This window comes from Streptomyces sp. CB02980 (assembly GCF_014451325.2).
Taxonomy (GTDB): Bacteria; Actinomycetota; Actinomycetes; order Streptomycetales; family Streptomycetaceae; genus Streptomyces.
Genome location: NZ_JACSCH020000013.1, coordinates 274,238 through 297,303 on the forward strand (window position 1 = coordinate 274,238; position 23,066 = coordinate 297,303).

Here is a 23,066-nt window from a genome sequence, read left to right on the forward strand (position 1 = left end):
GTCACCAGCCTTTCGGTCGGCGGGACTTCAGGTGGCGGGCTGTGGTGTCAGCTGGCTCGCGAGCCAGGTCGGCACGCCACCCAGGAGACGGAAGAGGCGGCGGGCCTCGGCGCGCAGCCGCCCCGCCTCCGGTTCCGTCTCCGCGGTGGCGAGGGCGGTGAGGGCCGGGGCCGTACCGACCAGGTAGCCCAACTCCTCCCGGATGCGCAGCGATTCGGCGAAGCCGTGCCGCGCCTCCGCCAACTCGCCCTCTCGCAGGGCGAGTCCGGCGAGGTGCCGCCAAGTGGAGGACAGCAGCAGCGAGTCGCCCTGCGCGGTGGCCCCGGCATGCGCCCTGCGGTACGCGGCGCGGGCCGCCTGCGGGGAGTCCCCGAGGTTCTGTGCGATGAGCCCGCGCCGCAGGTCGAGCAGCGGCCGGCCCTCGGCGGACGGGGCGATCAGGGCGGCCGCCCGGCCCAGTGCCATCCGTGCCTCGTCGGCCCGGTCGCGTACCCCCAGAAGTGTCGACGCGTAGGCCAGATAGCCGCGTTCGCAGGCGGCGGCCCCGCGTTCCTCGTCGGTGCCGGCCACCGCCTCGGCCGCCCGGAGCGCCTCCTCCGCGTCGGCCCAGCCCTGTTCCGTGTAGAGGCAGCGCTCGATCAGCAGCGCGGCCCGTTCGAGTGCGGCGGCCGGTTCGGTCGCGTGGGGCGCGAGCAGCGCGGCCGCGTCCGTCCAGCAACCCCGGGAGCGGAGCCGCCATATGGCGGTCTCCACGGGAGTCTCCTTGCCGTAGGCGAGGGACGGATCTCCGCCGCCCCCTGATTCGGAACCAGACATGGCGGTATCCGCCACATTGCCCTCCCCGAGCGCGCCATTGAGCTGTTGAGTGAGACCCGCATCTCAGCACGAAGGGCAGTACCTGGCCAAGGGGTCAGGTGAAAGAATTCACAAGAGTCCGGCGGATCGGTGTACCGCTGTCCGGACCGTGGCCGAAACGGCGTCGGAGGGCCGCCGGGCCCGTGATCAGGCCCCGGCGGGGCCCGTCGGCCGTCCCGGCCTACGGGCTCCCACCGGCCCGGACGTCACTCCGTCGGACTCGCCCGAAGGGGTGAATCCGCGTGGGACCCCGCGGCTCATCCGATCAGCTCATCCGAAGGGCGAGGAAGAAGTCGAGCTTGTCCTCGAGACGGGACAGATCACGGCCCGTGAGCTGCTCGATCCGGCCCACCCGGTACCGCAGCGTGTTCACGTGCAGGTGGAGCCGGGTCGCACAGCGGGTCCAGGAGCCGTCGCAGTCGAGGAAGGCCTCCAGCGTGGGGATCAGCTCCGCGCGGTGCCGGCGGTCGTAGTCGCGCAGCGGGTCGAGCAGCCGGGCCGTGAACGCGCGCCGGACGTCGTCCGGGACGAACGGCAGCAGCAGCACGTGCGAGGCCAGCTCGTGGTGGCCCGCGGCGCAGACCCGGCCCGGACGGGCCGCGGCGACCCGGCGGGCGTGCCGGGCCTCCTCCAGGGCCCCGCGCAGGCCCTCCGCCGAGTGCACGGCGGCGCTGACTCCGAGGGTGAGCCGCCCGTCGTCGGCCAGGCCGGCCGACAGCGGAGCGCGTACGGCCGCGAGCAGCGCGTCCGCGTGCAGGCCCAGCGCGGTGGCCGGGCTCTCGTCCTCGCTGTCCGGCAGCGGACCCGCGGCCAGCGGGACCAGCGCGATGGCCTCGTCGCCGCTGTGCGCCACGGCGATCCGGTCGGCGGACTCGGCCCCCACGGTCGCCGGGTCGACGAGGATCTCCTCCAGGAGCGCCTGGGCGACCGGGCCGGCGTCCACGGCGGGGCTCTGACCGGCCTCCTGCTCCCACTCGACCCTGGCGACGACCACCTGCCAGTGCGGGGCCGTGCCGAGACCCGGCAGCAGCACCGGGGCGGCCACCCGCAGCCTGGCCGCGATCTCGGCGGGCGCGGCGCCCGTCTGCACCAGCTCCAGGACCTCCTGGGCGAGCCGGCGCCGCACCGTACGGGCCGCGTCGCGCCGGTCCCGCTCGACGGCGATCAGCTGCGTGACGCCCTGCAGCAGGTCGAGACGGGCGGCCGGCCAGTCCCCGGCGTCCGCCTCGACGGCGAGCAGCCAGTCCGAGAGGACCGTCTCGCGCACATCGCGGGAGGCGGGGGCGGCGCCCCGGCCGGTGTTGCGGATCGGGAAGAGGGAGTACGCCGTTCCGCCCGTGCTCAGCCGGTGCGGGCCGCGCCGTCCGGTCCGGGTGGCGGCCAGGTGCTCACCGGCGAGGGTGGCGGCGAGCGAGGCCGGGAGGGGCTCGCCCGCACCCGCGATCTGGCGGCCGGTGGGGGAGAGGACCCAGGCCCGCAGGTCCAGGTCGGAGCCGAGCAGATCGAGGACCACCTCGGGTCCGCCGCCCGCCGGTCCCGAGGTCATGAGCCGCCGGTGCCGGTCGACGACGGCAGCCAGGTCACCCGCCCGCTCGCCGGAGACCTGTCGAACAACGTGTTCGGTGATCGTCGCGAACGCAACGGTCTCGTTCACCGCGAAAAGCGGCAGCCGATGGCGTGAACACGCCTCTACGAGATCGTCGGGGATGTCGCCGAGCTCCGCCTCGCCCGCCGCCAGGGCGGCGACCCCGGCCGAGGCCAGGAGCCGGGCGAAGGGCTCGGCGTCGGCCGGCTCCCGCAGCCAGGCGAGGCCGGTCAGCACCAGCTCGCCGCCGGACAGGTACCGGCTGGGGTCCTTGAGGTCCGTCGTCATCACGCCGCGGACGGTGCGGTCCAGCTCGTCCTCGCCGCCGAGCAGGCGCAGCCCGAGCGCGTCGTTCTCCAGCAGTGCGCGCAGCCGCATCGTGTCGCCGCCGTTCCTTCGTCAGTGGGTGGTGGGGTTGTCGCGTTGTCGACGGTGGCGTGGGGCCACCGTTTCCAGGGGAAAACGGCGAGGTAACTGTTCCCCGCCTTTCGTTCGAATCTACAAGACGACGACGGGACCCAGCCAACTCCTTCATGTTTTCGGTGACTGCACCCGGGCGATCGTCGGCTTGTGTACTAGGCCACACACCGCGTTAACAGCACATGAACGTGAAGTCGAGGACCGGCCGTCCCCCCGGAACCCTGCGCACGACCCCCGATCACCAGAATCACTAGAAGAGAGCCACCATGGACTTCCTTCGCCCCGCCAGCTGGGAGGAGGCGCTCGCCGCCAAGGCAGAGCACCCCACGGCCGTGCCCCTTTCGGGTGGTACGGACGTCATGGTCGAGATCAATTTCGACCACCGGCGGCCCGAGTACCTCCTGGACCTGAACCGCATCGAGCTGCTGCGTGAGTGGGAGGTCGGCGAGGAGAACGTCCGCCTCGGCGCCGCCGTTCCGTACACCCAGATCATGGAGAACCTGCGGGCCGAGCTGCCGGGCCTGGCGCTCGCCTCGCACACGGTCGCCTCCCCGCAGATCCGCAACCGCGGCGGCGTCGGGGGCAACCTCGGCACCGCCTCGCCCGCCGGAGACGCCCACCCGGCCCTGCTCGCCGCGGGCGCCGAGGTCGAGGTCGAGTCGGTGCGCGGCAGCCGGTTCATCCCGATCGACGAGTTCTACACGGGCGTGAAGCGCAACGCGCTGCAGCCCGACGAGCTCATCAAGACCGTCCACATCAAGAAGGCGGACGGCCCCCAGCAGTACTCCAAGGTCGGCACCCGCAACGCGATGGTCATCGCCGTCTGCGCCTTCGGCCTGGCCCTGCACCCGGAGACCCGGACCGTGCGCACCGGCATCGGTTCCGCGGCGCCGACCCCGATCCGCGCCAAGGAGGCCGAGGCCTTCCTGAACGCGGCTCTGGAGGAGGGCGGCTTCTGGGACAACGGCAAGATCATCACCCCGTCGATCGCGAAGCAGTTCGCCGACCTCTGCTCGGGCGCCGCCAACCCGATCGACGATGTCCGAGGCACCGCCAAGTACCGCCGCCACGCCGTCGGCATCATGGCCCGCCGCCAGCTCGGCTGGACCTGGGAGCAGTACCGCGGCACCGGCCGCACGCTTGAGGGAGCTGCATAACCATGCGCGTCAATTTCACGGTCAACGGACGTCCGCAGGAAGCCGACGACGTCTGGGAGGGCGAGTCCCTCCTCTACGTCCTGCGTGAGCGGATGGGCCTGCCCGGCTCCAAGAACGCCTGCGAGCAGGGCGAGTGCGGTTCCTGCACGGTCCGCCTCGACGGAGTGCCGGTCTGTTCCTGTCTCGTCGCGGCCGGTCAGGTCGAGGGCCGCGAGGTCGTCACCGTCGAAGGCCTCGCCGAGTTCGCCAAGGAGCGTTCCGAGCACGCCGGTTGCGCCTCCGGCGCCTGCGGCACCTCGCTCGACGCCGCCAAGAAGTGGGAAGCCAAGCCCGGTCAGGACTCGCAGACCGGCGAGGGTGTCGAACTGTCCCCGATCCAGCAGGCGTTCATCGACGCCGGCGCCGTCCAGTGCGGTTTCTGCACCCCCGGCCTGCTGGTCGCGGCCGACGAGATGCTGGAGCGCAACCCGTCCCCGACGGACGCGGACATCCGCGAGGCGCTGTCCGGCAACCTCTGCCGCTGCACCGGTTACGAGAAGATCCTCGACGCGGTCCGCCTCGCGGCCGCTCGCCAGGAGCGTCAGGGAGAGGCGGTCTGACGATGGCTCAGAACACACGCACCGTTCCGGTGGGCACGCCCACCGACGTCACGCAGAACCACGTCAAGGGCGGCATCGGCGAGTCCACGCTCCGCCCGGACGGCACCCTCAAGGTCACCGGCGAGTTCGCGTACTCCTCGGACATGTGGCACGAGGACATGCTGTGGGGCCAGATCCTGCGCTCCACCGTCGCGCACGCCGAGATCCTGTCCATCGACACCTCCGAGGCCCTCACGCTGGACGGCGTCTACGCCGTCCTGACCCACGAGGACCTGCCCGCCGCGAAGAACTACGGCATGGAGTTCCAGGACACCCCGGTCCTCGCCTACGGCAAGGTCCGTCACCACGGTGAGCCGGTCGCCCTCGTGGCCGCCGACCACCCGGAGACCGCCCGCCGCGCCGCCGCGAAGATCAAGATCGAGTACCGGGAGCTCCCGGTCATCACGGACGAGGCCTCGGCCACCGCTCCGGACGCGATCCTGGTCCACGAGGGCCGCGACGACCACCACTCCGGTCACGTCCCGCACCCGAACATCGTGCACCGCCAGCCGATCATCCGCGGCAACGCGGCCGAGGCCGCCAAGCGGGCCGACGTCATCGTCACCGGCGAGTACACCTTCGGCATGCAGGACCAGGCCTTCCTCGGCCCGGAGTCCGGCCTCGCCGTGCCGGCCGAGGACGGCGGCGTCGACCTGTACGTCGCCACCCAGTGGCTGCACTCGGACCTCAAGCAGATCGCCCCCTGCCTCGGCCTGCCCGAGGAGAAGGTCCGCATGACGATGGCCGGCGTCGGCGGCGCGTTCGGCGGCCGCGAGGACATCTCCATGCAGATCCTCGCGTCCATCCTCGCGCTGCGCACCGGCAAGCCGGTCAAGATGGTCTACAACCGGTACGAGTCCTTCTTCGGGCACGTCCACCGGCACCCGGCGAAGCTCTGGTACGAGCACGGCGCCACCAAGGACGGCAAGCTCACGCACATGAAGTGCAAGATCGTGCTCGACGGCGGCGCCTACGCCTCGTCCACGGCATCGGTCGTCGGCAACGCCTCGTCCCTCTCGGTCGGCCCGTACATCGTCGAGGACGTCGAGATCGAGGCGATCGGCCTCTACACCAACAACCCGCCCTGCGGCGCGATGCGCGGCTTCGGCGCGGTCCAGGCCTGCTTCGCGTACGAGGCCCAGATGGACAAGCTCGCGGCGAAGCTGGGCATGGACCCGGTGGAACTGCGCCAGCTCAATGCCATGGAGCAGGGCACGATCATGCCGACCGGCCAGGTCGTGGACTCGCCGGCCCCGGTCGCCGAGCTGCTCCGCATCGTCAAGGCCCGCCCCATGCCGCCGGAGCGCCAGTGGGAGACCGCCGGCGAGGGCGCGGACGTCCGCGCGCTGCCGGGCGGCCTGTCCAACACCACGCACGGCGAGAGCGTCGTGCGGGGCGTCGGCTACGCCGTCGGCATCAAGAACGTCGGCTTCTCCGAGGGCTTCGACGACTACTCGACCGCCAAGATCCGGATGGAGGTCATCAACGGCGAGGCCGTCGCCACGGTCCACACCGCGATGGCGGAGGTCGGCCAGGGCGGTGTCACCATCCACGCGCAGATCGCCCGCACCGAGCTCGGCGTCCAGCAGGTCACCATCCACCCTGCCGACACCCAGGTGGGCTCGGCCGGTTCGACCTCCGCGGGCCGTCAGACGTACATGACCGGCGGTGCCATCAAGAACTCCTGCGAGATCGTCCGCGAGAAGGTCCTGGAGATCGGCCGGCGCAAGTTCGGCTCGTACCACCCGGCCTGGGCCAACGCCGAGCTCCTCCTGGAGGGCGGCAAGGTCGTCACCGACGGCGGCGAGGCGCTCGCCTCCATCGCGGACGTCCTCGGCGACCAGTCGGTGGAGGTCGAGGAGGAGTGGCGGCACCGCCCCACCCAGGCCTTCGACCTCGTCACCGGCCAGGGCGACGGTCACGTCCAGTACGCCTTCGCCGCGCACCGCGCGGTGGTGGAGGTCGACACCGAGCTCGGCCTGGTCAAGGTCATCGAACTGGCCTGCGCCCAGGACGTCGGCAAGGCGGTCAACCCGCTCTCCGTCGTCGGCCAGATCCAGGGTGGCACCACCCAGGGCCTGGGCGTCGCGGTGATGGAGGAGATCATCGTCGACCCGAAGACCGCGAAGGTGCGCAACCCCTCCTTCACGGACTACCTGATCCCGACCATCCTCGACACGCCGACCATCCCGGTCGACTACCTCGAGCTGGCCGACCCCAACGCGCCGTACGGCGTGCGGGGCATCGGTGAGGCACCGACCCTGTCGTCCACCCCGGCCGTCCTCGCGGCGATCCGGGCCGCGACGGGCCTGGAGCTCAACAAGACGCCGGTCCGCCCCGAGGCGCTCACCGGCACCCTCTAGGACTCTCCGGGCGGTACGTGCCTCCCAGGGAACGTCACACTTCCCCAGCCCGTACCGCCCGGAGTAACCCCCAGCAGTACCCGCAGTACCAGCAGCACCCCGTGGTAACCGCAGTACCAGCAACATCCGCAGTACCAGCAACATCGGCAGTACCCCGCAGTACCGATTCACTCCGTTCGTCTCGGGCCGTCCCCCGGGTCGTGCAGCCCACGCAGCATCCCAAATCCCGCAACTTCAGCAGATCAGAAGTCCTTCGAAGTCTGACGCGGGTGCCCCTTTGAACCTTGGGAGTAGGCCCCATGACCCAGTCGTCTGTGGAGCCCAAGACCGCTTCGGAGGACGCGGGCTCCGGCTCGAACGTCCCCGCCGGCCGCTCTTGGCTCGACCGGTACTTTCACATCTCGGAGAGAGGATCCACCGTCGCGACGGAGATCCGCGGCGGCGTCACCACCTTCATGGCGATGGCGTACATTCTCCTGCTCAACCCCCTGATCCTCGGCGGCAAGGATGTGGACGGCAACGTCCTCAGCCAGCCCGCCCTCATCACCGCGACCGCGCTCGCCGCCGCCGCGACCACCCTGCTGATGGGCTTCTGGGGCAAGGTCCCGCTCGCCCTCGCAGCCGGTCTCAGCGTCTCCGGCGTGCTGTCCTCGCAGGTCATCGCCGTCATGACCTGGCCGCAGGCCATGGCCATGTGTGTGGCCTACGGTGTGGTGATCTGTCTCCTGGTGGTCACCGGCCTCCGTGAGATGATCATGAACGCGATCCCGCTGGCGATCAAGCACGCGATCACCATCGGCATCGGTCTCTTCATCGCACTGATCGGCTTCGTCAAGGCGGGATTCGTCCACGAGAACCCCTCTCCCGGCGGTGGCCCGGTCGTCCTCGGCCCGGCCGGTGAGCTGGCCGGCTGGCCGGTCCTCATCTTCGCCTTCACGCTGCTGCTGATCTTCGCGCTCCAGGCCCGCAACGTGCCCGGCGCCATCCTGATCGGCATCGTGGCGGGCACGATCATCGCCGCCATCGTCAACGCCGTCGGCGACCTGCCGGCCAAGGCCTGGTTCTCCGGCCCGCCGGAGCTCAACGGCAGCGCGGTCTCCACGCCGGACTTCTCGCTCATCGGCGAGGTGTCCTTCAGCGGCTGGGGCGACGTCGGCTACATCACGGTCACCATGATCATCTTCACCCTGGTGCTCGCCGGCTTCTTCGACGCCATGGCCACGATCATCGGCGTCGGCTCCGAGGCCAAGCTCGCCGACTCCCAGGGCCGGATGCCCGGCCTCTCCAAGGCGCTGTTCATCGACGGTGCCGGCGGTGTCATCGGCGGCGGCGTCGGCGGCTCCGGCCAGACGGTCTTCGTCGAGTCGGCCACCGGCGTCGGCGAGGGTGCCCGCACGGGTCTGTCCTCCGTCGTCACCGGCGCGTTCTTCGCGGCCTGCCTCTTCTTCACCCCGATCACCGCGATCGTGCCGGCCGAGGTGGCCTCCGCGGCCCTGGTCGTCATCGGCGCGATGATGATGCAGAACGCCAAGCACGTCGACTGGAGCGACCGCTCCGTCGCGATCCCGGTGTTCCTCACCGTGGTCCTGATGCCGTTCACGTACACCATCACCACGGGTGTCGCGGCCGGCGTCATCTCCTACACCGTCATCAAGACGGCGCAGGGCAAGGCACGCGAAGTGGGCGCCTTCATGTGGGGCCTGACCGCGATCTTCATCGTGTTCTTCGCGATCCATCCGATCGAGAGCTGGCTGGGCGTCAGCTGACGCCCGTACCGTCGCCCTCCACACACATATCGAGGAGTTCGAGATGCTGGACATCGCCGAAGAGCTGCACCGGTGGGTCGAGCAGGGACGCGAGTTCGCCGTCGCCACGGTCGTGGCGGTCGGCGGGAGCGCGCCCCGGCAGCCGGGCGCCGCGCTCGCCGTCGACAGCGACGGCACGGCGATCGGCTCGGTCTCCGGCGGGTGTGTGGAGGGTGCGGTCTACGACCTGTGCCAGCAGGCCCTCGAAGACGGGAAGACCGTCGTCGAGCGCTTCGGCTACAGCGACGAGGACGCCTTCGCGGTCGGTCTGACCTGCGGCGGCATCATCGACATCCTCGTCACCCCGGTCCGCGGCGGGGTCTACCCCGCCGCGCTGGCCGCCGCCACCACGGGGGAGGCGGCGGCCCTGGCCCGGATCGTCTCCGGCCCCGAGGACCTGATGGGCCGGGCGGTCCTGGTCCGCCCCGACGGCTCGTACGAGGGGAAGCTCGGCGGCCACCCGGAACTGGACCGCACGGCGGCGGGCGAGGCCCGCGCGATGCTCGACGCGGGCCGCACCGGCACGGTGGAGATCGGCGAGGACGGCAGCCGCTGCGGACAGCCGCTGACCCTCCTGGTCGAGTCCTCGGTCCCGGCCCCCCGCATGATCGTCTTCGGTGCCATCGACTTCGCGGCCGCCCTGGTCCGGGTCGGCAAGTTCCTCGGCTACCACGTCACCGTGTGCGACGCGCGGCCCGTCTTCGCGACGCCGGCCCGCTTCCCCGAGGCCGACGAGATCGTCGTCGAATGGCCCCACCGCTACCTGGAGTCCACGGAGGTGGACGGCCGTACGGTGCTCTGCGTCCTGACCCACGACGCCAAGTTCGACGTACCGCTGCTCCAGGCCGCCCTCAAGCTTCCCGTCGCCTACGTCGGCGCGATGGGCTCCCGCCGCACCCACGAGGACCGCAACAAGCGCCTCCGCGAGGTCGGCGTCACCGAACTCGAACTCGCCCGCCTGCGCTCCCCGATCGGCCTCGACCTCGGCGCCCGTACGCCCGAGGAGACGGCCCTGTCGATCGGCGCGGAGATCGTCGCCAACCGCCGGGGCGGCACGGGCCTCTCCCTCACGGGCGCCCACACCCCGATCCACCACGACGGCCCCCGCGAGCCGACGGGACGCATAGGCTCCGTGGCCTAGGGGGTGTCTTGCCGATCAGGCCGGGTCAGGGAGCGCCGCGGCCCGGCGACCGGGCATCCGGGCCGGCTCGACAAGGTCGTCGACGGGAGGCGCGCTCAGTGCGCCTCCCGTTCCCGTACGGTCGACGCCCAGGCTGGCTGCTCCTCGGCCGTCTCCGCCTCGGCCCGCCGCCCGCCCCGGCCGAAGAAGTCCGCGAGCGGCAGGATCGCCGCGCCGACGGTGACCGCGTCGGGGCCGAGGGTGCCCATGTCGATGACGACCCTGGCCGCCGGGTAGGCGAGCGCGTACTCCCGCGCGTAGCCGGACACGGTCTCCAGGAAGCGGGTGCCGAGCTGGAGGCCGGCCCAGCCGCCGACCAGGATGCGCTCGGGCTGGAAGAGGTTGATGAGGTCGGCGAATCCGGCGCCCAGGTACTCGGCCGTCTCCGCCAGGACGGCGAGCGCCGTGGCGTCGGGCTCCGTGGCGTCGGGCTCCGTGGCGTCGGGATCCGTCCCCGGTTCCGCCGGGTACGCCGCCGCCAGCATCGCCGTCAGCGCCGTCTCCTCGTCCGCGCCCGCCGGCGGCACTCCACCGGCCTCCCGCCACCGCTCCAGGAGGGCTTCGGCCCCGGCGTACGCCTCCAGGCAGCCCTGGGCTCCGCAGCGGCAGCGGCGCCCCCGCACGCGTACCTTCAGATGTCCCCACTCGATCGCCCGGCCCGGCCCCATCGGGTCCGTGACCACACACGCGCCGACGCCCGAGCCGAAGAGGACGACCACCGCGCTGCGCGCCCCCCGGCCGGCGCCGAACCACATCTCGGCCTGGCCCAGGGTCTTGGCGCCGTTGTCGATCCAGTACGGCACCGAGGCCGGCAGCTCCACACTCTCCCGCAGCAGCCGCTCCAGGGGGACCGCGTCCCAGCCGATGGTCTGGCCGTGCACGACCGCGCCGTCCTCGGCGGTGCGGGCGACGATGCCGGGCACGCCGACGCCCACTCCGAGGAGCCGCTCCGCGGGCACGTCCGCGGTCCGCAGCACCTCCGCGATGCCCTCCCGGAGATGCCCGACGACGACCCCGACCTCGTACCGGTCGTGGGGATTCGGGCTGTCGACGGCCAACGGGCGTTCGGTGCGCGCGAGTTCGGTGAGGGTGAGATCGAACAGCTCGATCCTGATCCGGGTCTCGCCGACGTCGACGCCGATCATGCAGCCGCTGCCGGGGGAGATCCGGAGCAGCGTACGGGGGCGCCCGCCGGCCGAGTCGACGCTGCCCGCCTCCTCGACGAGGCCCTCCGCGACCAGCTCCGCGACCACGTTGCTGATGGAGCCCGAGCTGAGACCGGTCGCCGGGCCGAGCGAGAAGCGGCTCAGCGGCCCGTCGAAGTAGAGGCGCTGAAGGACGGCGGTGCGGTTCTCGCGTCGTAGGTCACGCACGGTGCGGCCGTTCCGCATGGTCACTTGGGCCCCCAGGTGAAGTAGTCCTGACCGCAACATACCGCTGTCGGGGCCCTTGGCGCGCTCTTCTCTTGAGGTTTAACTCACATCCTGAAATAAGCCCCCCAGGCGTTCAGGACCTGAACGCGGGCTCAGGTCCTGCGGAGGCCGCTGAGGAGCAGCTCGGCCAGCTGTTCGTACGCCTCGGCGTCGGCGAGGCCGGTCGCCGCGGCCACCTGGCGGCGCTGGATGCGGACCATCACCGAGGAGATGACGTCCGCGGCGAAGGTCACGTGGACCTCGCGGAAGACGCCGGCCCGGACGCCCTCCTCGATGAGCTGCTGGACCCGGCCGGCCGCCGCGCGCGTGTTGCGCTCGTACACCTCCGCCGCCGGTTCGAACGCCGCCACGTCGTCGAAGAACTGCGGGGAGACCGGCGCCAGCTCGGCCGAAACCGCCCGCAGATAGGCGGCCAGCCGCTCGGCGGGGTCGGTCGCGGCTGCCAGGACCGCCTCGACCCGGGCCGTGGCACGCCGGAAGAAGTGCACGACCGCCGCCCGGACCAGCTGCTCCTTGCTGCCGGCCAGGCCGTACAGGGTCCGCTTCGAGCACCTGAGGCGTGCGGCGAGATCGTCGAGCGTCAGCCGGGCGAAACCCTCGCCGACCAGGAGGGCTACGAGCTCCTCGAAGAGGGCGGAGCGGCGCGCCGCGCCGCGGCCCGTCAGCTTCGGGGCGTCGGCGGCTGAGGTCTCGATCACCAGGTCAGTATTCCAGGCCGCCGTTCCGAGGGGGTTACGGCGACAACCGCCTGCGCTACTCTAAGCGGTACTGCAGTACCTGCCCCAGTACCACTTTGCGCGCCGCTGGAGTCGCCATGGATGTCGACCGCCTGCTTCCCACCCCCGAGGCAGCGGACCTCATCGCCCTCACCCGGGAGATCGCCGACAAGGAGCTCTCTCCGCTGGTGGACGAGCACGAGGCCGCCGAGAGGTACCCCGAAGGACTGTTCGCCACCCTCGGCGAGGCCGGCCTGCTCGGCCTGCCCTACCCGGAGGAGTACGGCGGCGGAGGCCAGCCGTACGAGGTCTACCTGCAGGTTCTCGAGGAGCTCGCCGCTCGCTGGGCGGCCGTCGCCGTCGCCACCAGCGTCCACACCCTCGCCTGCCACCCGCTCCACACCTTCGGCACCGCCGAGCAGAAGGAGCGGTGGCTGCCCGAGATGCTGGAGGGCCGCACCATCGGCGGCTACAGCCTCTCCGAGCCGCAGGCCGGCTCCGACGCGGCCGCCCTCGCCTGCAAGGCCGAGCGGCAGGACGACGGCAGCGGGTACCGGATCACCGGCACCAAGGCGTGGATCACCCACGGCGGCAGGGCCGACTTCTACGCGCTCTTCGCCCGGACCGCCCCCGGCAGCCACGGCATCTCCTGCTTCCTCGCCCCCGGCGCCACCGAGGGCCTCAGCTTCGGTGCCCCCGAGCGCAAGATGGGCCTCCAGGCCGTCCCGACCACCTCCGCCTACTGGGACGGCGCGCTCCTCGACGCCGACCGGCTCGTCGGGGACGAGGGCCAGGGCCTCCAGATAGCCTTCAGCGCCCTCGACAGCGGCCGTCTCGGCATCGCCGCCTGTGCCACGGGCCTCGCCCAGGCCGCCCTCGACGCCGCCGTCGCGTACGCCAACGAGCGCACGACCTTCGGCCGCCGGATCATCGACCACCAGGGGCTCGGCTTCCTCCTCGCCGACATGGCCGCCGCCGTCGACGCGGCCCGCGCCACCTACCTGGACGCGGCCCGCCGCCGCGACCTCGGCCGCCCCTTCAGCCGCCAGGCCAGCGCGGCCAAGCTCATCGCCACCGACACGGCCATGAAGGTCACGACGGACGCGGTCCAGGTCCTCGGCGGCTACGGCTACACGCGCGACTTCCCGGTCGAGCGCTACATGCGCGAAGCCAAGATCACCCAGATCTTCGAGGGCACCAACCAGATCCAGCGCCTCGTGATCAGCCGGGGGCTCGCCCAGCCGTGACGGTGCACCGCCGGCTCACCCCGGTCACTCCGGGGTGATTCCGGGGTCATTCCGGTGGCGCGGCGGTCACCGTGGAGGCCTGGTGCAGGCCGACGAGCGTGCGTACGGCAGGGGGCAGCCAGTCCACCGGGTCCTCCCCCTCGGGACCGCCGATCCTGCGCAGAATCTCGGTGGGGGACGGCCGGCCCGCCGGGTCGTGGCTGAGGCAGGCCGCCGCGACGGCCGCCAGGTCGGCGGGCAGGAGCCGCGGGGCACCGTCGAGGACCGTGCCCCCGGCGCTCCGGGCCGCGCCGCCCGCGTGGCACAGCACCATGCCGAACGCATAGGTGTCGACGGCGGCGGTCAGCGGCGCGCCCGCCATCTGCTCCGGAGCGAGGAACCCCCGTGTGCCGATGACGAAGTCGGCGCCCGTGAGCGCGGTCGCGTCCGCGCCCCGGGCGATCCCGAAGTCGATCACGCGGGGGCCCTCGGCGGCGATGAGGATGTTGCCGGGCTTGAGGTCCCGGTGGACGATGCCGCACGCGTGGATGGCCTCAAGTGCCTCGGCCACGCCGAGGGCCAGCGCCCTCAGGGTGGGCGCGGGCAGCGCGCCGTGGACGTCCAGCACCTCCTGGAGGGAGGGACCCGGGATGTACTCCGTGACGAGCCAGGGCCGCGTGTCCTCCGGGCCCGCGTCGACGACCGGCGCGGTGTGGAAGCCGCTGACCCTGCGTGCGGCGTCCACCTCCCGCGCGAACCGGCGGCGGAACGTCGGATCGCCGACGAGTTCCTCCCGGACGACCTTCACGGCGACCTGCCGGGCCCCGGGGGACCGGCCGAGATAGACGGTGCCCATCCCGCCCTCGCCCAGCCGGGCCGTCAGCCGGTACCGGCCCACTTGCCGCGGGTCCTCCCGGCGCAAGGGCTCGTGTGTGATCGGGGCGGGTCGCTGCGCGGGCGAGTACGGCGACGGGGCGGGCGACCGTGCCGCCAGCAGCCGGGCGTCGTCGGCCTCCGCGAGCCGGTGGATGCTCGCGGCCTTGGCCTCGGCCTCGGCCCGGAGGATCGCGGACTGCTTCTCGCCCTCGGCGGTGAGGATCGCGTACCGGCGGACGCCCTCTGCCTGCAGGATCGCGGCGCGCTTGTCGTGCTCGGCGCTCAGCTGCTTCTCTATCGCGTCCTGGATGGAGACCGGCGGCTCCATCGCCTTGAGCTCGACGCGGTTGACGCGGATGCCCCACTTGCCGGTGGCCTCGCCCAGGACGCCGCGCAGGGCCGCGTTGATCTCCTCGCGGGAGGCCAGGGTCCGCTCCAGGTCCATGCCGCCGACAATGGCGCGCAGGGTGGTGACGACGAGCTGCTCGATCGCCTGGATGTAGCTGGCGACCTCGTAGGTCGCGGCCCTCGCGTCGGTCACCTGGTAGTAGATGACCGTGTCGATGTCGACGACGAGGTTGTCCTGGGTGATCACCGGCTGCGGCGGGAACGGGACGACCTGCTCGCGCAGGTCGATCCGGTTGCGGATCCGGTCGAAGGGCTGGAACACGGGACGCAATCCGGGGTGCAGCACGCGCGAGAATCGCCCGTTCCGCTCCACGACGGCCGTCGTCCCCTCGGGAATGACGTGCACCCACCGGGCGGCCAGGCCCACCAGGAGGACCAGACCCCCCACCATGATGATTTGTAAGACGCTCACAGCCCAAGCCCCCTCGGCCTCAGCACCCCCGAACGCTCAGTCTTTCAGAACTGCCCCGTACGGCACAGGTGTTGACGTCTCAGGAGGGTCGCGATCTCCGTCAGACCGTGGCGGAGCGCGTGGTCAAGCGCCGTCCGGCCGTGCGGGTCCGGGAGTTCGGGGTCGGCGCCCGCCGCCAGGAGGAGGGCGACGACGTCCTGATGCGCGCGGCCGCCCGTACCGAGGATCACGGCTTCCAGGAGGGCCGTCCAGCCCAGCCGGTTGACGTGGTCGACGTCGATGGCCGTCTCCGCGAGGACGGCGCGGACGTAGGCCACGTGGCCCCGCTCGGCCGCCGGGATCAGGGCCGTACCGCCGTAGCGGTTGGTGAGCCTCAGGTCCGGACCCGCGGGGAGCAGGGTCCGCATCATCGCGACGCCGCCCGTGACGCCGGTGACCAGCCAGGGGCTGTCGCAGCGGTCGTCCTGGGCGTTCGGGTCCGCGCCCGCGGCGAGGAGGATCCGGGCCGTGTCGACGTGGTCGTGCCGGGCCGCGTGCAGCAGCGGGGTGCGGCGGCGCCGGTCCCGGGCCTCGACCCGGGCGCCCGCGGCGAGGGCCGCGCGGACGGCGACGGTGTCACCGTGCGCGGCGGCCGCCAGGAGGGTGTCGTCGATCGCGTTCATGGTGGCCTTCCTCGTGCGGGCGCGGGCGCCGGACCGCTGCGGTTACTTGCCGAGGGCGGCGACGCCGGCCTGGGCGAACTTCTCGTCGAGGTCGCCCGAGGGGGCGCCCGCGACACCGATGCCCGCGATCGGCGCGCCCTTGGCGGTCACCGGGGCGCCACCGGCGAGGAACAGGGTGCCGGGGATGTCCTTGAGGGTGGGGGCGTTGGTGAGGCGCTTGGCCAGCTCCGAGGTCGGGGCGTTCCAGGAGACGGCCGTGTACGCCTTCTTCTCGGCCGACTCGTAGGACTGCGGGCCCGCACCGTCGCCGCGGAGGGTGACGATGGTGTTGCCGTTGCGGTCGACGACGGCGACGGAGACGCGCTGGTTCTCCTTCTCGGCGGCGTCGAGCGTCGCCTGCGCGGCCTTCGTGGCGGCCTCGATCGTCAGGTGCGTGGACCGCGTGGTGTTCTTGTTCTTGGCGTCCGCCTTGGCGACCGCGGCGGCGGGGGCGGCCGCCGTGTTCTCGCCGGTCGCGCTGGCCGAGTAGGCACCGAAGCCACCGAGGGCGAGCGCGGCGACGATCGCACCACCGGTGACGACACGGGTGCGCGAGGTCTTCTTCACGTGCTTCATGGGATCTGCTCCAGTGAACTCGGTGGACTGCGGGGGCCGTCGGTGCTCCGTGGCCCGCTTCTCCTCCATCCTGGGGCCGTCCCCCGTCCCCGTCGGTCGTCGTCCCGGCTGCCTCCGGCGCCCGCAACGGTGGACCCCCGGGTCATCCGATCGGCTGACCCCCCTCGCCGTCCGGGTCCCCCTCGTGCCGGTGCACGGCAAGGTCCGTGAACGCGCGCGTGGCGGCGCTCCGGTAGCCGGCCGCCCTGCGGAGGAGGGTGACGCCGCGGGTCGGCAGGGCGGGGGAGAGCGGGACGGGGGTCAGATGCGGATGGTCCCGGGTGACGGCATCGGGCAGGACGGTGGCGAGTGCGGTCCGCCGGACGATCTCGGTCAGCGCGCTGACGGCGTTGGCCTCCACCGCGATCCGTGGCCGGAGGCCGTGCTCGGAGACGTACGCGTCGACATGCCGGCGGGTGGCGAAGTCCGCGCTGAGCAGGGCGAGGTGATGGTGATTCAGCTCCTCGGCCGGTACGGGCTCGGTGCGGCCGGCGAAGGGGTGGCCGGGGCCGACGACGAGCCCCAGGGTCTCGGTGAACAGCGCGGTGCCCTCGATGCCCGGCAGATGGTCGCCCCGGAACGCGATGCCGAGGTCGAGGCGGTCGGCGAGGAGCTCGGCCTCGATGCGGTCCTGGGGCGACTCCCGTACCTCCACGGTGATTCCGGGGTGCCGGGAGTGGAACTCGGCGACCAGCGGGCCCGTGAGGTAGGTGAAGGTGGGGGTCGCGGCGAGCCGGAGCCGGCCCCGGGAGAGGTCGTGCACGTCGAGCACCGCCCGCTCGCCCGCCGCCAGGTCCTGGAGCGCCCGCCGCGCGTAGCCCGCGTAGGCCTCCCCGGCGTCGGTGAGGCGCACCGTGCGGCCGGTGCGGTCCAGGAGCAGCACTCCGAGGGCCTTCTCCAGCTGCTTGATCTGCTGGGAGAGCGTGGGCTGGGCGATCCGGAGCTCTTCGGCGGCCCGGGTGAAGTTGGCGTGCTCGGCGACGGCGAGCAGATAGCGGAGATGGCGGAGTTCCGGCTGCATGCGGTCGACTCTAACCGCAGCCATAGATGTCAGCTATAGCAGACATCGACAGGGCGTCTTGGACACTATAGGTCCTGGTCGTGCAGGGTGAAGGCATGCCTCATCTCGCCGAGGGAATCGCCCGCTTCCAGCGGGAGGTCTTCCCCGCCAAGGCAGGGCTCTTCGCCCGCCTGGCCACCGTCCACCGCCCCGGCACGCTGTTCATCGGCTGCTCGGACGCCCGCGTCGTACCCGAACTCATCACCCAGACCGACCCCGGCGAACTCTTCGTCGTCCGCACCGCCGGAAACCTCGTCCCCGCCCACACTCCGGGCACCGACGGCGTCGCCGCCGGCATCGAGTACGCCGTCGCCGTCCTCGGCGTGCGGGACGTCATCGTCTGCGGGCACTCCGCCTGCGGCGCCATGACCGCGCTCGCCGAGGGCCGCGACCTGAGCGGCGCGCCCGCCGTCGCGGCCTGGCTGCGGCACGCCGACGCCTCCCTGGCCCGTACCGCGGCCGCCGGACGGGCGGGGGACGTGGCCGCGCTCGTCCGGGAGAACGTCGCCGCGCAGCTGGCGAACCTCGCCACCCACCCCTCGGTGGCCCGCGCCCTGGCGCTGGGAGACGTACGGCTCCACGGCTGGGTCTTCGACATCGCCGACGGCACCGTGGAAGAGCTTCCCGGGGCCTTCGCCCACGCCGCCTGAACCGACCCCTCCCCGCACACCCCCGCGCCGCCTGAGCCGGACCCCTCCCCGCACACCCCCGCGCCGCCTGAACCGACCTCTCCCGTACACCCCCGCGCCGCCTGAACCGACCCCTTCCCGTACACCCCCGCGCCGCCTGAGCCGGACCCCTTCCCGTACCCCCCGGCTCTTTCACGACGACCGCAGTCCCTTCCCGCGCAACCCACCGAAAGGACGTACCTCTCATGGTGCACGCCCAGTTCGACCCCACCGCACGTCACGAGCTCGCTGTCGCCGCCGTCGACGCCAAGACCGTCAAGGACCTGAGCTGGCAGCAGATCGCCGACGCCGCCGGTCTCTCCGTCGCCTTCACCACCGCCGCCGTCCTCGGCCAGCACGCCCTGCCTGAGGCCTCCGCGCGGGCCGTGGCCGAGCTCCTCGGCCTGGACGAGGACGCGGTGCGGCTGCTGCGGACGATCCCCACCCGGGGCTCCCTCGACGGCATCCCGACCGACCCGACCGTCTACCGCTTCTACGAGATGCTCCAGGTCTACGGGACCACGCTGAAGGCCCTCGTCCACGAGGAGTTCGGCGACGGCATCATCTCCGCGATCAACTTCAGGCTGGACGTGAAGAAGGTCGCCGACCCCGAGGGCGGGGAGCGCGCGGTCATCACGCTCGACGGCAAGTACCTGCCGACCAAGCCGTTCTGACCCGTCCGGTCGTGCGGCTGTGACCCTTCCGCCCGGACCAGGCTCCGCTTCCGGGGGCGCGGCCTGCGGTTCTATGGTGGGCGGCGCAGATCGCGCGGACCGCGCGGTCCTCCGCGGGCACGCGCCCGATCCGGCGGCCAACCCGGCGGCAGGGTCGCACCCGCACGACACGAACGAGGAGTTCCATGGACATCGCCGGCTCCGCCGCTCTCGTCACCGGTGCCGCTTCCGGTCTCGGCGCCGCCACCGCCGCGGCGCTCGCCGCCCGGGGCGCCACGGTCTACGGACTCGACCTGGACAAGGCCGTGGCCGCCGCCGGGCAGCTGCCCGAGGGCGTCCGGCTGCTCGCCGCGGACGTCACCGACGAGCAGCAGGTCCGCGAGGCCCTCGCCGCGATCGACGCCGACGGCGCCGAGCTGCGGCTCGCCGTGAACTGCGCCGGCATCGCGCCCTCGGCCCGCATCCTGGGCCGCAAGGGACCGCACGACCTCGACCTGTTCCGGGCCGTGGTCAACGTCAACCTGATCGGTACGTTCAACGTGATGCGGCTCGCCGCCGAGGCCATCGCCCGGCACGAGCCCGACGAGCACGGGCAGCGCGGTCTCGTCGTCAACACCGCCTCGATCGCCGCGTTCGAGGGCCAGGTCGGCCAGATCGCCTACGCCGCCTCCAAGGCGGGCGTCGCCGGTATGACGGTCACCGCCGCCCGTGACCTGGCGCAGTTCGGCATCCGGGTCGTCACCGTCGCCCCCGGCATCGTCGACACCCCGATGATGGCCGGGTTCGGGGAGGACGTCAGGGCCGGTCTCGCCGCGAGCGTCACCTTCCCGCAGCGCCTCGCGCGCCCGGAGGAGTACGCCCGCCTGGTGACGATGATCGCCGAGCACGACTACCTCAACGGCGAGACGATCCGGATGGACGGCGCGCTCCGGATGAGCGCCCGCTGACCCCTTGCGCAGCCGCCTCCGGGCCTCCGTACCCTCGCGACAGCACTCGGTGCCGGATTCGTCCGGCACCTAGTGCCGCGCCGAGGGGATCCGGGTGTTAGGTTCGGGCCATGGGAACAGCCGGATCAGCGTCGACGAACTCCACGAAGCCCGCGATGCGGGACTCCCTCATCGCCGCGGCCTTCCAGCTCTTTCTCGAGCGGGGCTACGAGCAGACCACGGTCGACGACATCGTCAGCCTCGCGGGCGTCGGCAGGCGGTCCTTCTTCCGGTACTTCCCGTCGAAGGAGGACGTGGTCTTCCCCGACCACGAGCAGTGCCTCGCCGACATGACCCGCTTCCTCGCGGCGAGCGCCGACTCCGACGACCCCATGGTCCGGGTCTGCGGCGCCGCCCGGCTCGTCATGCGGATGTACGCCGAGAACCCGACCTTCTCCGTGCAGCGCTACCGGCTCACCCGCGAGGTGACCGGGTTGCGCACGTACGAGCTGTCGGTGGTCTGGCGGTACGAGAAGACCCTCGGCGACTATCTGCGCACCCGCTGGGCCGACCGCAGGGACGGCACCCTGCGCGCCAACGTGGCCGCGGCGGCCGTGGTCGCCGCCCACAACCACGCCCTGCGGCACTGGCTGCGCTCGGGCGGCGACGGCGACCCGCTGGCGGAGGTGGACAGCGCCCTGGAGTTCGTCCGCGGCACCTGGAGTCCGGACGCGGTCGTGGCCGCGCCGGCCGAGGAGACCGAGGACGTGGTCGTGGTGATCACCAAGCGGTCCACCCCCATGTGGCGCGTGGTGCGCGAGGTGGAATCGAGCCTCGGCGAGAGCTGAGAGCCGACCCGGGGGTTCCCGGTATCTCTAATTGAGGGAACTCAGGTCTTTATTTGATGGCACTCAGTGCCATATCTTTGCTCCTGCACGGTCGAGCCGCCGAGTGCAAGGAGAAGGCATCGTGTTCCACACGGGACTGAGGAGCGGGACCGCCGTCCAGGCCGCCGAGGAGGCGGGCCCCGACGCCGAGCTCTACTTCCAGCGCTGCCGCTGGTGCCACACCACGACGTTCCAGCGACTGCTCTGTCCGACCTGCGGGTCGACCGATCTCAACCCCGAACTCAGCGAGGGCGAGGGCGTGATCTCCGTACGGCGCGGGGTCGCCGCGGCCGATGCCGATCTCTGGCCGGTGTACATGACGGAGGGCTTCACCGTCCGCTGCCGGGTCGACGGGCCGCTGCACGCGGTGCGCCCCGGCGTCCGGGTGAAGGTCTCGTCGGGGGTCGGCGTGACCGGTCGCAGGCCGGTCGTCCGGCTCTGCGAGGAGGTCCCCCTCGACGGGTGGATCTGATCCGCCGGATCCGGTCCATCCGATTCAGGAGAAACACAAAGGGGCGGGTGGTGGCACAGAGTGCCACCACCCGCCCCTTTCGCGTCATCGGACGCGGACGGGTCAGCGGGCGCCGATCTCGTCCGTCAGCTGCGGCAGCACCTCGAAGAGGTCGCCGACCACGCCGTAGTCCACCAGGTCGAAGATCGGGGCCTCGGGGTCCTTGTTGACCGCGACGATCGTCTTCGACGTCTGCATGCCGGCCCGGTGCTGGATCGCGCCGGAGATGCCCGCCGCGACGTACAGCTGCGGCGAGACCTGCTTGCCGGTCTGGCCGACCTGGTTGGAGTGCGGGTACCAGCCGGCGTCCACCGCGGCGCGCGAGGCGCCGACGGCCGCGCCGAGCGAGTCGGCCAGCTTCTCGACGACCGCGAAGCCCTCGGCCGCACCGACACCGCGGCCGCCGGAGACCACGATCGCGGACTCGGTCAGCTCCGGGCGGCCGGTGGAGACGCGCGGGGTGCGCGCGACGACCCTGGCGGCGTTGCCGGTGAAGGACACGGTGACGTTCTCGACCGTGCCGGCGGCCGAAGAGGCCTCCGGGGCGGCGGAGTTCGGCTTGACGGTGATGACCGGCACGCCGTGCGTGACCGTCGAGCGCACCTGGTACGAGGCGGCGAAGACGGACTGCGTGGCGACCGGGCCGTTCTCGCCGGCCTCCAGCTCCACGGCGTCGGTGATCAGACCGGAGCCGAGGCGGAGCGCGACACGGGCCGCGATCTCCTTGCCCTCGCCGGAGGAGGTCACCAGGACGGCCGCCGCCCCCTTCTCCTTCGCGAGCTGGGTGAGCGCGTCGACCTTCGGCACGACCAGCTGCTCGGTGAACTCGGCGCCGTCCGCGACGTACACGGTCGCCGCGCCGTACTCGCCGGCGGTGGCGGCGATCGAGGCCGCGGCCTCGCCGGCGCCGAGCACGACGGCCGAGGGCTCGCCGATGCGGCGGGCCAGGGTCAGCAGTTCGAGGGCCGGCTTGCGGACCGCACCGTCGGCGTGGTCCACGAGAACCAGGATCTCAGCCATGATTCGTTGCTCCTGTGGGGTGTCAGGCTGACGGCAGGTCAGATGAACTTCTGGGTGGCGAGGAAGCCGGCGAGCTGCTTGCCGCCGTCGCCCTCGTCCGTGACGATCGTGCCCTTCGTGCGGGCCGGGCGCGCTGCCACGGCGTCGACCAGGGTCCACGCCCCGGCGAGGCCCACCTCGTCGGCGTCGATGTCCAGGTCGTCCAGGTCCAGCTCCTGGACCGGCTTCTTCTTGGCGGCCATGATCCCCTTGAAGGAGGGGTAACGGGCCTCGCCGGACTGGTCGGTGACCGAGACGATCGCCGGCAGCGTGGCCTCCAGGAGCTCGGTGGCGGCGTCGCCGTCACGGCGGCCCTTCACGAGACCGTCCTCGACCGAGAGCTCCGACAGCAGGGTGACCTGCGGCAGGCTCAGCCGCTCGGCGAGCAGCGCGGGCAGCACGCCCATGGTGCCGTCGGTCGAGGCCATGCCGCAGACGACCAGGTCGAAGCCGGTCTTCTCCAGGGCCTTGGCGAGGATCGCCGAGGTGGCGATCACGTCGGAGCCGTGGATGTCCTCGTCGTTGACGTGGACGGCCTTGTCGGCGCCCATCGACAGCGCCTTGCGCAGCGCGTCCTTGGCGTCGTCCGGGCCGACCGTGACGACGGTGACCTCGGCGTCGTCGGACTCCTCGGAGATCCGCAGCGCCTGCTCGACGGCGTACTCGTCGAGCTCCGACAGCAGGCCGTCGACCTCGTCGCGGTCGACCGTCAGGTCGTCGGCGAAACCGCGGTCGCCGGTCGCGTCGGGTACGTACTTCACACAGACAGCGATCCTCAGGGTCACGGCCTGGCTCCTTTCAAGTGACAGACGATTACGGGAGGTTGCGGGCCATGACGATGCGCTGGACCTGGTTGGTGCCTTCGTAGATCTGGGTGATCTTGGCGTCGCG

General features: G+C 72.1%; 22 protein-coding genes and 1 pseudogene. 11 read left to right on the top strand and 12 right to left on the bottom strand.

The window, feature by feature from the left end; translation table 11 throughout:
* Positions 1 to 27 precede the first annotated feature (27 nt).
* On the bottom strand, positions 28 to 816 hold the full coding sequence (locus tag E0F75_RS26405) for a hypothetical protein (protein WP_229313285.1): 789 nt from the start codon (positions 814 to 816) through the stop codon (positions 28 to 30).
* Between the two features lie 304 nt (positions 817 to 1,120).
* On the bottom strand, positions 1,121 to 2,818 hold the full coding sequence (locus E0F75_RS26410) for a PucR family transcriptional regulator ligand-binding domain-containing protein (RefSeq protein WP_229313287.1): 1,698 nt from the start codon (positions 2,816 to 2,818) through the stop codon (positions 1,121 to 1,123).
* A 308-nt stretch (positions 2,819 to 3,126) separates the two neighbouring features.
* Here E0F75_RS26410 and E0F75_RS26415 point away from each other — a divergent pair, with 308 nt between their 5' ends.
* From E0F75_RS26415 to E0F75_RS26435, 5 genes are all read left to right on the top strand, one after another.
* Complete coding sequence (locus E0F75_RS26415; protein ID WP_209497449.1) at positions 3,127 to 4,017, top strand: xanthine dehydrogenase family protein subunit M; 891 nt, start codon at positions 3,127 to 3,129, stop codon at positions 4,015 to 4,017.
* Positions 4,018 to 4,019: 2 nt separating this feature from the next.
* Entirely contained in the window at positions 4,020 to 4,616 is a 597-nt protein-coding gene (locus E0F75_RS26420) for a (2Fe-2S)-binding protein (protein ID WP_055601528.1), read from the top strand.
* A 2-nt stretch (positions 4,617 to 4,618) separates the two neighbouring features.
* Positions 4,619 to 7,018 (top strand): xanthine dehydrogenase family protein molybdopterin-binding subunit, encoded by a 2,400-nt coding sequence (locus E0F75_RS26425; RefSeq protein ID WP_229313289.1) that lies wholly within the window; start codon positions 4,619 to 4,621, stop codon positions 7,016 to 7,018.
* Positions 7,019 to 7,317: 299 nt separating this feature from the next.
* The gene (locus E0F75_RS26430; RefSeq protein WP_229313291.1) at positions 7,318 to 8,784 is read left to right on the top strand and encodes an NCS2 family permease; all 1,467 of its coding nucleotides are present in this window, start codon (positions 7,318 to 7,320) and stop codon (positions 8,782 to 8,784) included.
* 43 nt (positions 8,785 to 8,827) lie between these two features.
* Complete coding sequence (locus E0F75_RS26435; protein WP_229313292.1) at positions 8,828 to 9,964, top strand: XdhC family protein; 1,137 nt, start codon at positions 8,828 to 8,830, stop codon at positions 9,962 to 9,964.
* 95 nt (positions 9,965 to 10,059) lie between these two features.
* Here E0F75_RS26435 and E0F75_RS26440 read toward each other — a convergent pair whose 3' ends face one another.
* Positions 10,060 to 11,436, bottom strand: a complete 1,377-nt coding sequence (locus E0F75_RS26440) for an ROK family protein (protein ID WP_267499557.1) — start codon at positions 11,434 to 11,436, stop codon at positions 10,060 to 10,062.
* Between the two features lie 92 nt (positions 11,437 to 11,528).
* Positions 11,529 to 12,134, bottom strand: coding sequence for a TetR/AcrR family transcriptional regulator (locus E0F75_RS26445; protein ID WP_079041962.1), 606 nt, complete (start codon positions 12,132 to 12,134; stop codon positions 11,529 to 11,531).
* A 116-nt stretch (positions 12,135 to 12,250) separates the two neighbouring features.
* Between E0F75_RS26445 and E0F75_RS26450 the strand changes: the two genes are divergently transcribed.
* Positions 12,251 to 13,399, top strand: a complete 1,149-nt coding sequence (locus tag E0F75_RS26450; RefSeq protein WP_229313294.1) for an acyl-CoA dehydrogenase family protein — start codon at positions 12,251 to 12,253, stop codon at positions 13,397 to 13,399.
* 46 nt (positions 13,400 to 13,445) lie between these two features.
* Here E0F75_RS26450 and E0F75_RS26455 read toward each other — a convergent pair whose 3' ends face one another.
* The 5 genes and pseudogenes from E0F75_RS26455 to cynR form a co-directional block, all read right to left on the bottom strand.
* Positions 13,446 to 14,276 carry a serine/threonine-protein kinase gene (locus E0F75_RS26455; protein WP_308189607.1) on the bottom strand — a complete coding sequence of 277 codons (831 nt, stop codon included), beginning with the start codon at positions 14,274 to 14,276 and terminating at the stop codon, positions 13,446 to 13,448.
* Positions 14,277 to 14,342: 66 nt separating this feature from the next.
* A pseudogene (locus E0F75_RS26460) lies at positions 14,343 to 15,053 on the bottom strand (SPFH domain-containing protein); the annotation flags it as partial.
* A gap of 65 nt (positions 15,054 to 15,118) precedes the next feature.
* Positions 15,119 to 15,736, bottom strand: a complete 618-nt coding sequence (locus tag E0F75_RS26465; protein ID WP_229313296.1) for an ankyrin repeat domain-containing protein — start codon at positions 15,734 to 15,736, stop codon at positions 15,119 to 15,121.
* Between the two features lie 42 nt (positions 15,737 to 15,778).
* Entirely contained in the window at positions 15,779 to 16,342 is a 564-nt protein-coding gene (locus E0F75_RS26470) for a heme-binding protein (RefSeq protein WP_229313333.1), read from the bottom strand.
* A 151-nt stretch (positions 16,343 to 16,493) separates the two neighbouring features.
* Positions 16,494 to 17,411, bottom strand: a complete 918-nt coding sequence (cynR, locus tag E0F75_RS26475) for a transcriptional regulator CynR (protein WP_229313298.1) — start codon at positions 17,409 to 17,411, stop codon at positions 16,494 to 16,496.
* Positions 17,412 to 17,506: 95 nt separating this feature from the next.
* Between cynR and E0F75_RS26480 the strand changes: the two genes are divergently transcribed.
* The 5 genes from E0F75_RS26480 to E0F75_RS26500 all read left to right on the top strand — a co-directional run bounded on the left by E0F75_RS26480 (position 17,507) and on the right by E0F75_RS26500 (position 21,077).
* Positions 17,507 to 18,100, top strand: a complete 594-nt coding sequence (locus E0F75_RS26480) for a carbonic anhydrase (RefSeq protein ID WP_229313300.1) — start codon at positions 17,507 to 17,509, stop codon at positions 18,098 to 18,100.
* 224 nt (positions 18,101 to 18,324) lie between these two features.
* Positions 18,325 to 18,792: a cyanase gene (gene cynS / locus E0F75_RS26485; RefSeq protein WP_229313302.1), complete on the top strand. Its 468-nt coding sequence runs from the start codon at positions 18,325 to 18,327 to the stop codon at positions 18,790 to 18,792.
* Positions 18,793 to 18,977: 185 nt separating this feature from the next.
* Positions 18,978 to 19,739: an SDR family NAD(P)-dependent oxidoreductase gene (locus tag E0F75_RS26490; protein ID WP_229313304.1), complete on the top strand. Its 762-nt coding sequence runs from the start codon at positions 18,978 to 18,980 to the stop codon at positions 19,737 to 19,739.
* Positions 19,740 to 19,849: 110 nt separating this feature from the next.
* The gene (locus tag E0F75_RS26495; protein WP_229313305.1) at positions 19,850 to 20,566 is read left to right on the top strand and encodes a TetR family transcriptional regulator; all 717 of its coding nucleotides are present in this window, start codon (positions 19,850 to 19,852) and stop codon (positions 20,564 to 20,566) included.
* 121 nt (positions 20,567 to 20,687) lie between these two features.
* Positions 20,688 to 21,077: a zinc ribbon domain-containing protein gene (locus E0F75_RS26500; RefSeq protein ID WP_229313307.1), complete on the top strand. Its 390-nt coding sequence runs from the start codon at positions 20,688 to 20,690 to the stop codon at positions 21,075 to 21,077.
* 102 nt (positions 21,078 to 21,179) lie between these two features.
* On the opposite strand, the gene E0F75_RS26505 is transcribed toward E0F75_RS26500, so the two are convergent.
* The 3 genes from E0F75_RS26505 to E0F75_RS26515 form a co-directional block, all read right to left on the bottom strand.
* A complete protein-coding gene (locus tag E0F75_RS26505) occupies positions 21,180 to 22,136 on the bottom strand; it encodes an electron transfer flavoprotein subunit alpha/FixB family protein (protein WP_229313310.1) in 957 nt (318 codons plus the stop codon).
* Between the two features lie 38 nt (positions 22,137 to 22,174).
* Complete coding sequence (locus E0F75_RS26510) at positions 22,175 to 22,960, bottom strand: electron transfer flavoprotein subunit beta/FixA family protein (protein ID WP_229313312.1); 786 nt, start codon at positions 22,958 to 22,960, stop codon at positions 22,175 to 22,177.
* A 28-nt stretch (positions 22,961 to 22,988) separates the two neighbouring features.
* A partial coding sequence (locus E0F75_RS26515) for an acyl-CoA dehydrogenase family protein (protein WP_189278101.1) occupies positions 22,989 to 23,066 on the bottom strand: 78 nt, incomplete at its 5' end.

Coding starts and splice junctions, on each gene's coding strand:
- E0F75_RS26410 (WP_229313287.1), bottom strand. CDS start 2,818: ATGCGGCTGCGCGCACTGCTGGAGAACGACGCGCTCGGGCTGCGCCTG.
- E0F75_RS26415 (WP_209497449.1), top strand. CDS start 3,127: ATGGACTTCCTTCGCCCCGCCAGCTGGGAGGAGGCGCTCGCCGCCAAG.
- E0F75_RS26430 (WP_229313291.1), top strand. CDS start 7,318: ATGACCCAGTCGTCTGTGGAGCCCAAGACCGCTTCGGAGGACGCGGGC.
- cynS (WP_229313302.1), top strand. CDS start 18,325: ATGGTGCACGCCCAGTTCGACCCCACCGCACGTCACGAGCTCGCTGTC.
- E0F75_RS26490 (WP_229313304.1), top strand. CDS start 18,978: ATGGACATCGCCGGCTCCGCCGCTCTCGTCACCGGTGCCGCTTCCGGT.
- E0F75_RS26495 (WP_229313305.1), top strand. CDS start 19,850: ATGGGAACAGCCGGATCAGCGTCGACGAACTCCACGAAGCCCGCGATG.
- E0F75_RS26435 (WP_229313292.1), top strand. CDS start 8,828: ATGCTGGACATCGCCGAAGAGCTGCACCGGTGGGTCGAGCAGGGACGC.
- E0F75_RS26480 (WP_229313300.1), top strand. CDS start 17,507: ATGCCTCATCTCGCCGAGGGAATCGCCCGCTTCCAGCGGGAGGTCTTC.
- cynR (WP_229313298.1), bottom strand. CDS start 17,411: ATGCAGCCGGAACTCCGCCATCTCCGCTATCTGCTCGCCGTCGCCGAG.
- E0F75_RS26405 (WP_229313285.1), bottom strand. CDS start 816: ATGTCTGGTTCCGAATCAGGGGGCGGCGGAGATCCGTCCCTCGCCTAC.
- E0F75_RS26505 (WP_229313310.1), bottom strand. CDS start 22,136: ATGGCTGAGATCCTGGTTCTCGTGGACCACGCCGACGGTGCGGTCCGC.
- E0F75_RS26465 (WP_229313296.1), bottom strand. CDS start 15,736: ATGAACGCGATCGACGACACCCTCCTGGCGGCCGCCGCGCACGGTGAC.
- E0F75_RS26420 (WP_055601528.1), top strand. CDS start 4,020: ATGCGCGTCAATTTCACGGTCAACGGACGTCCGCAGGAAGCCGACGAC.
- E0F75_RS26450 (WP_229313294.1), top strand. CDS start 12,251: ATGGATGTCGACCGCCTGCTTCCCACCCCCGAGGCAGCGGACCTCATC.
- E0F75_RS26440 (WP_267499557.1), bottom strand. CDS start 11,436: ATGTTGCGGTCAGGACTACTTCACCTGGGGGCCCAAGTGACCATGCGG.
- E0F75_RS26425 (WP_229313289.1), top strand. CDS start 4,619: ATGGCTCAGAACACACGCACCGTTCCGGTGGGCACGCCCACCGACGTC.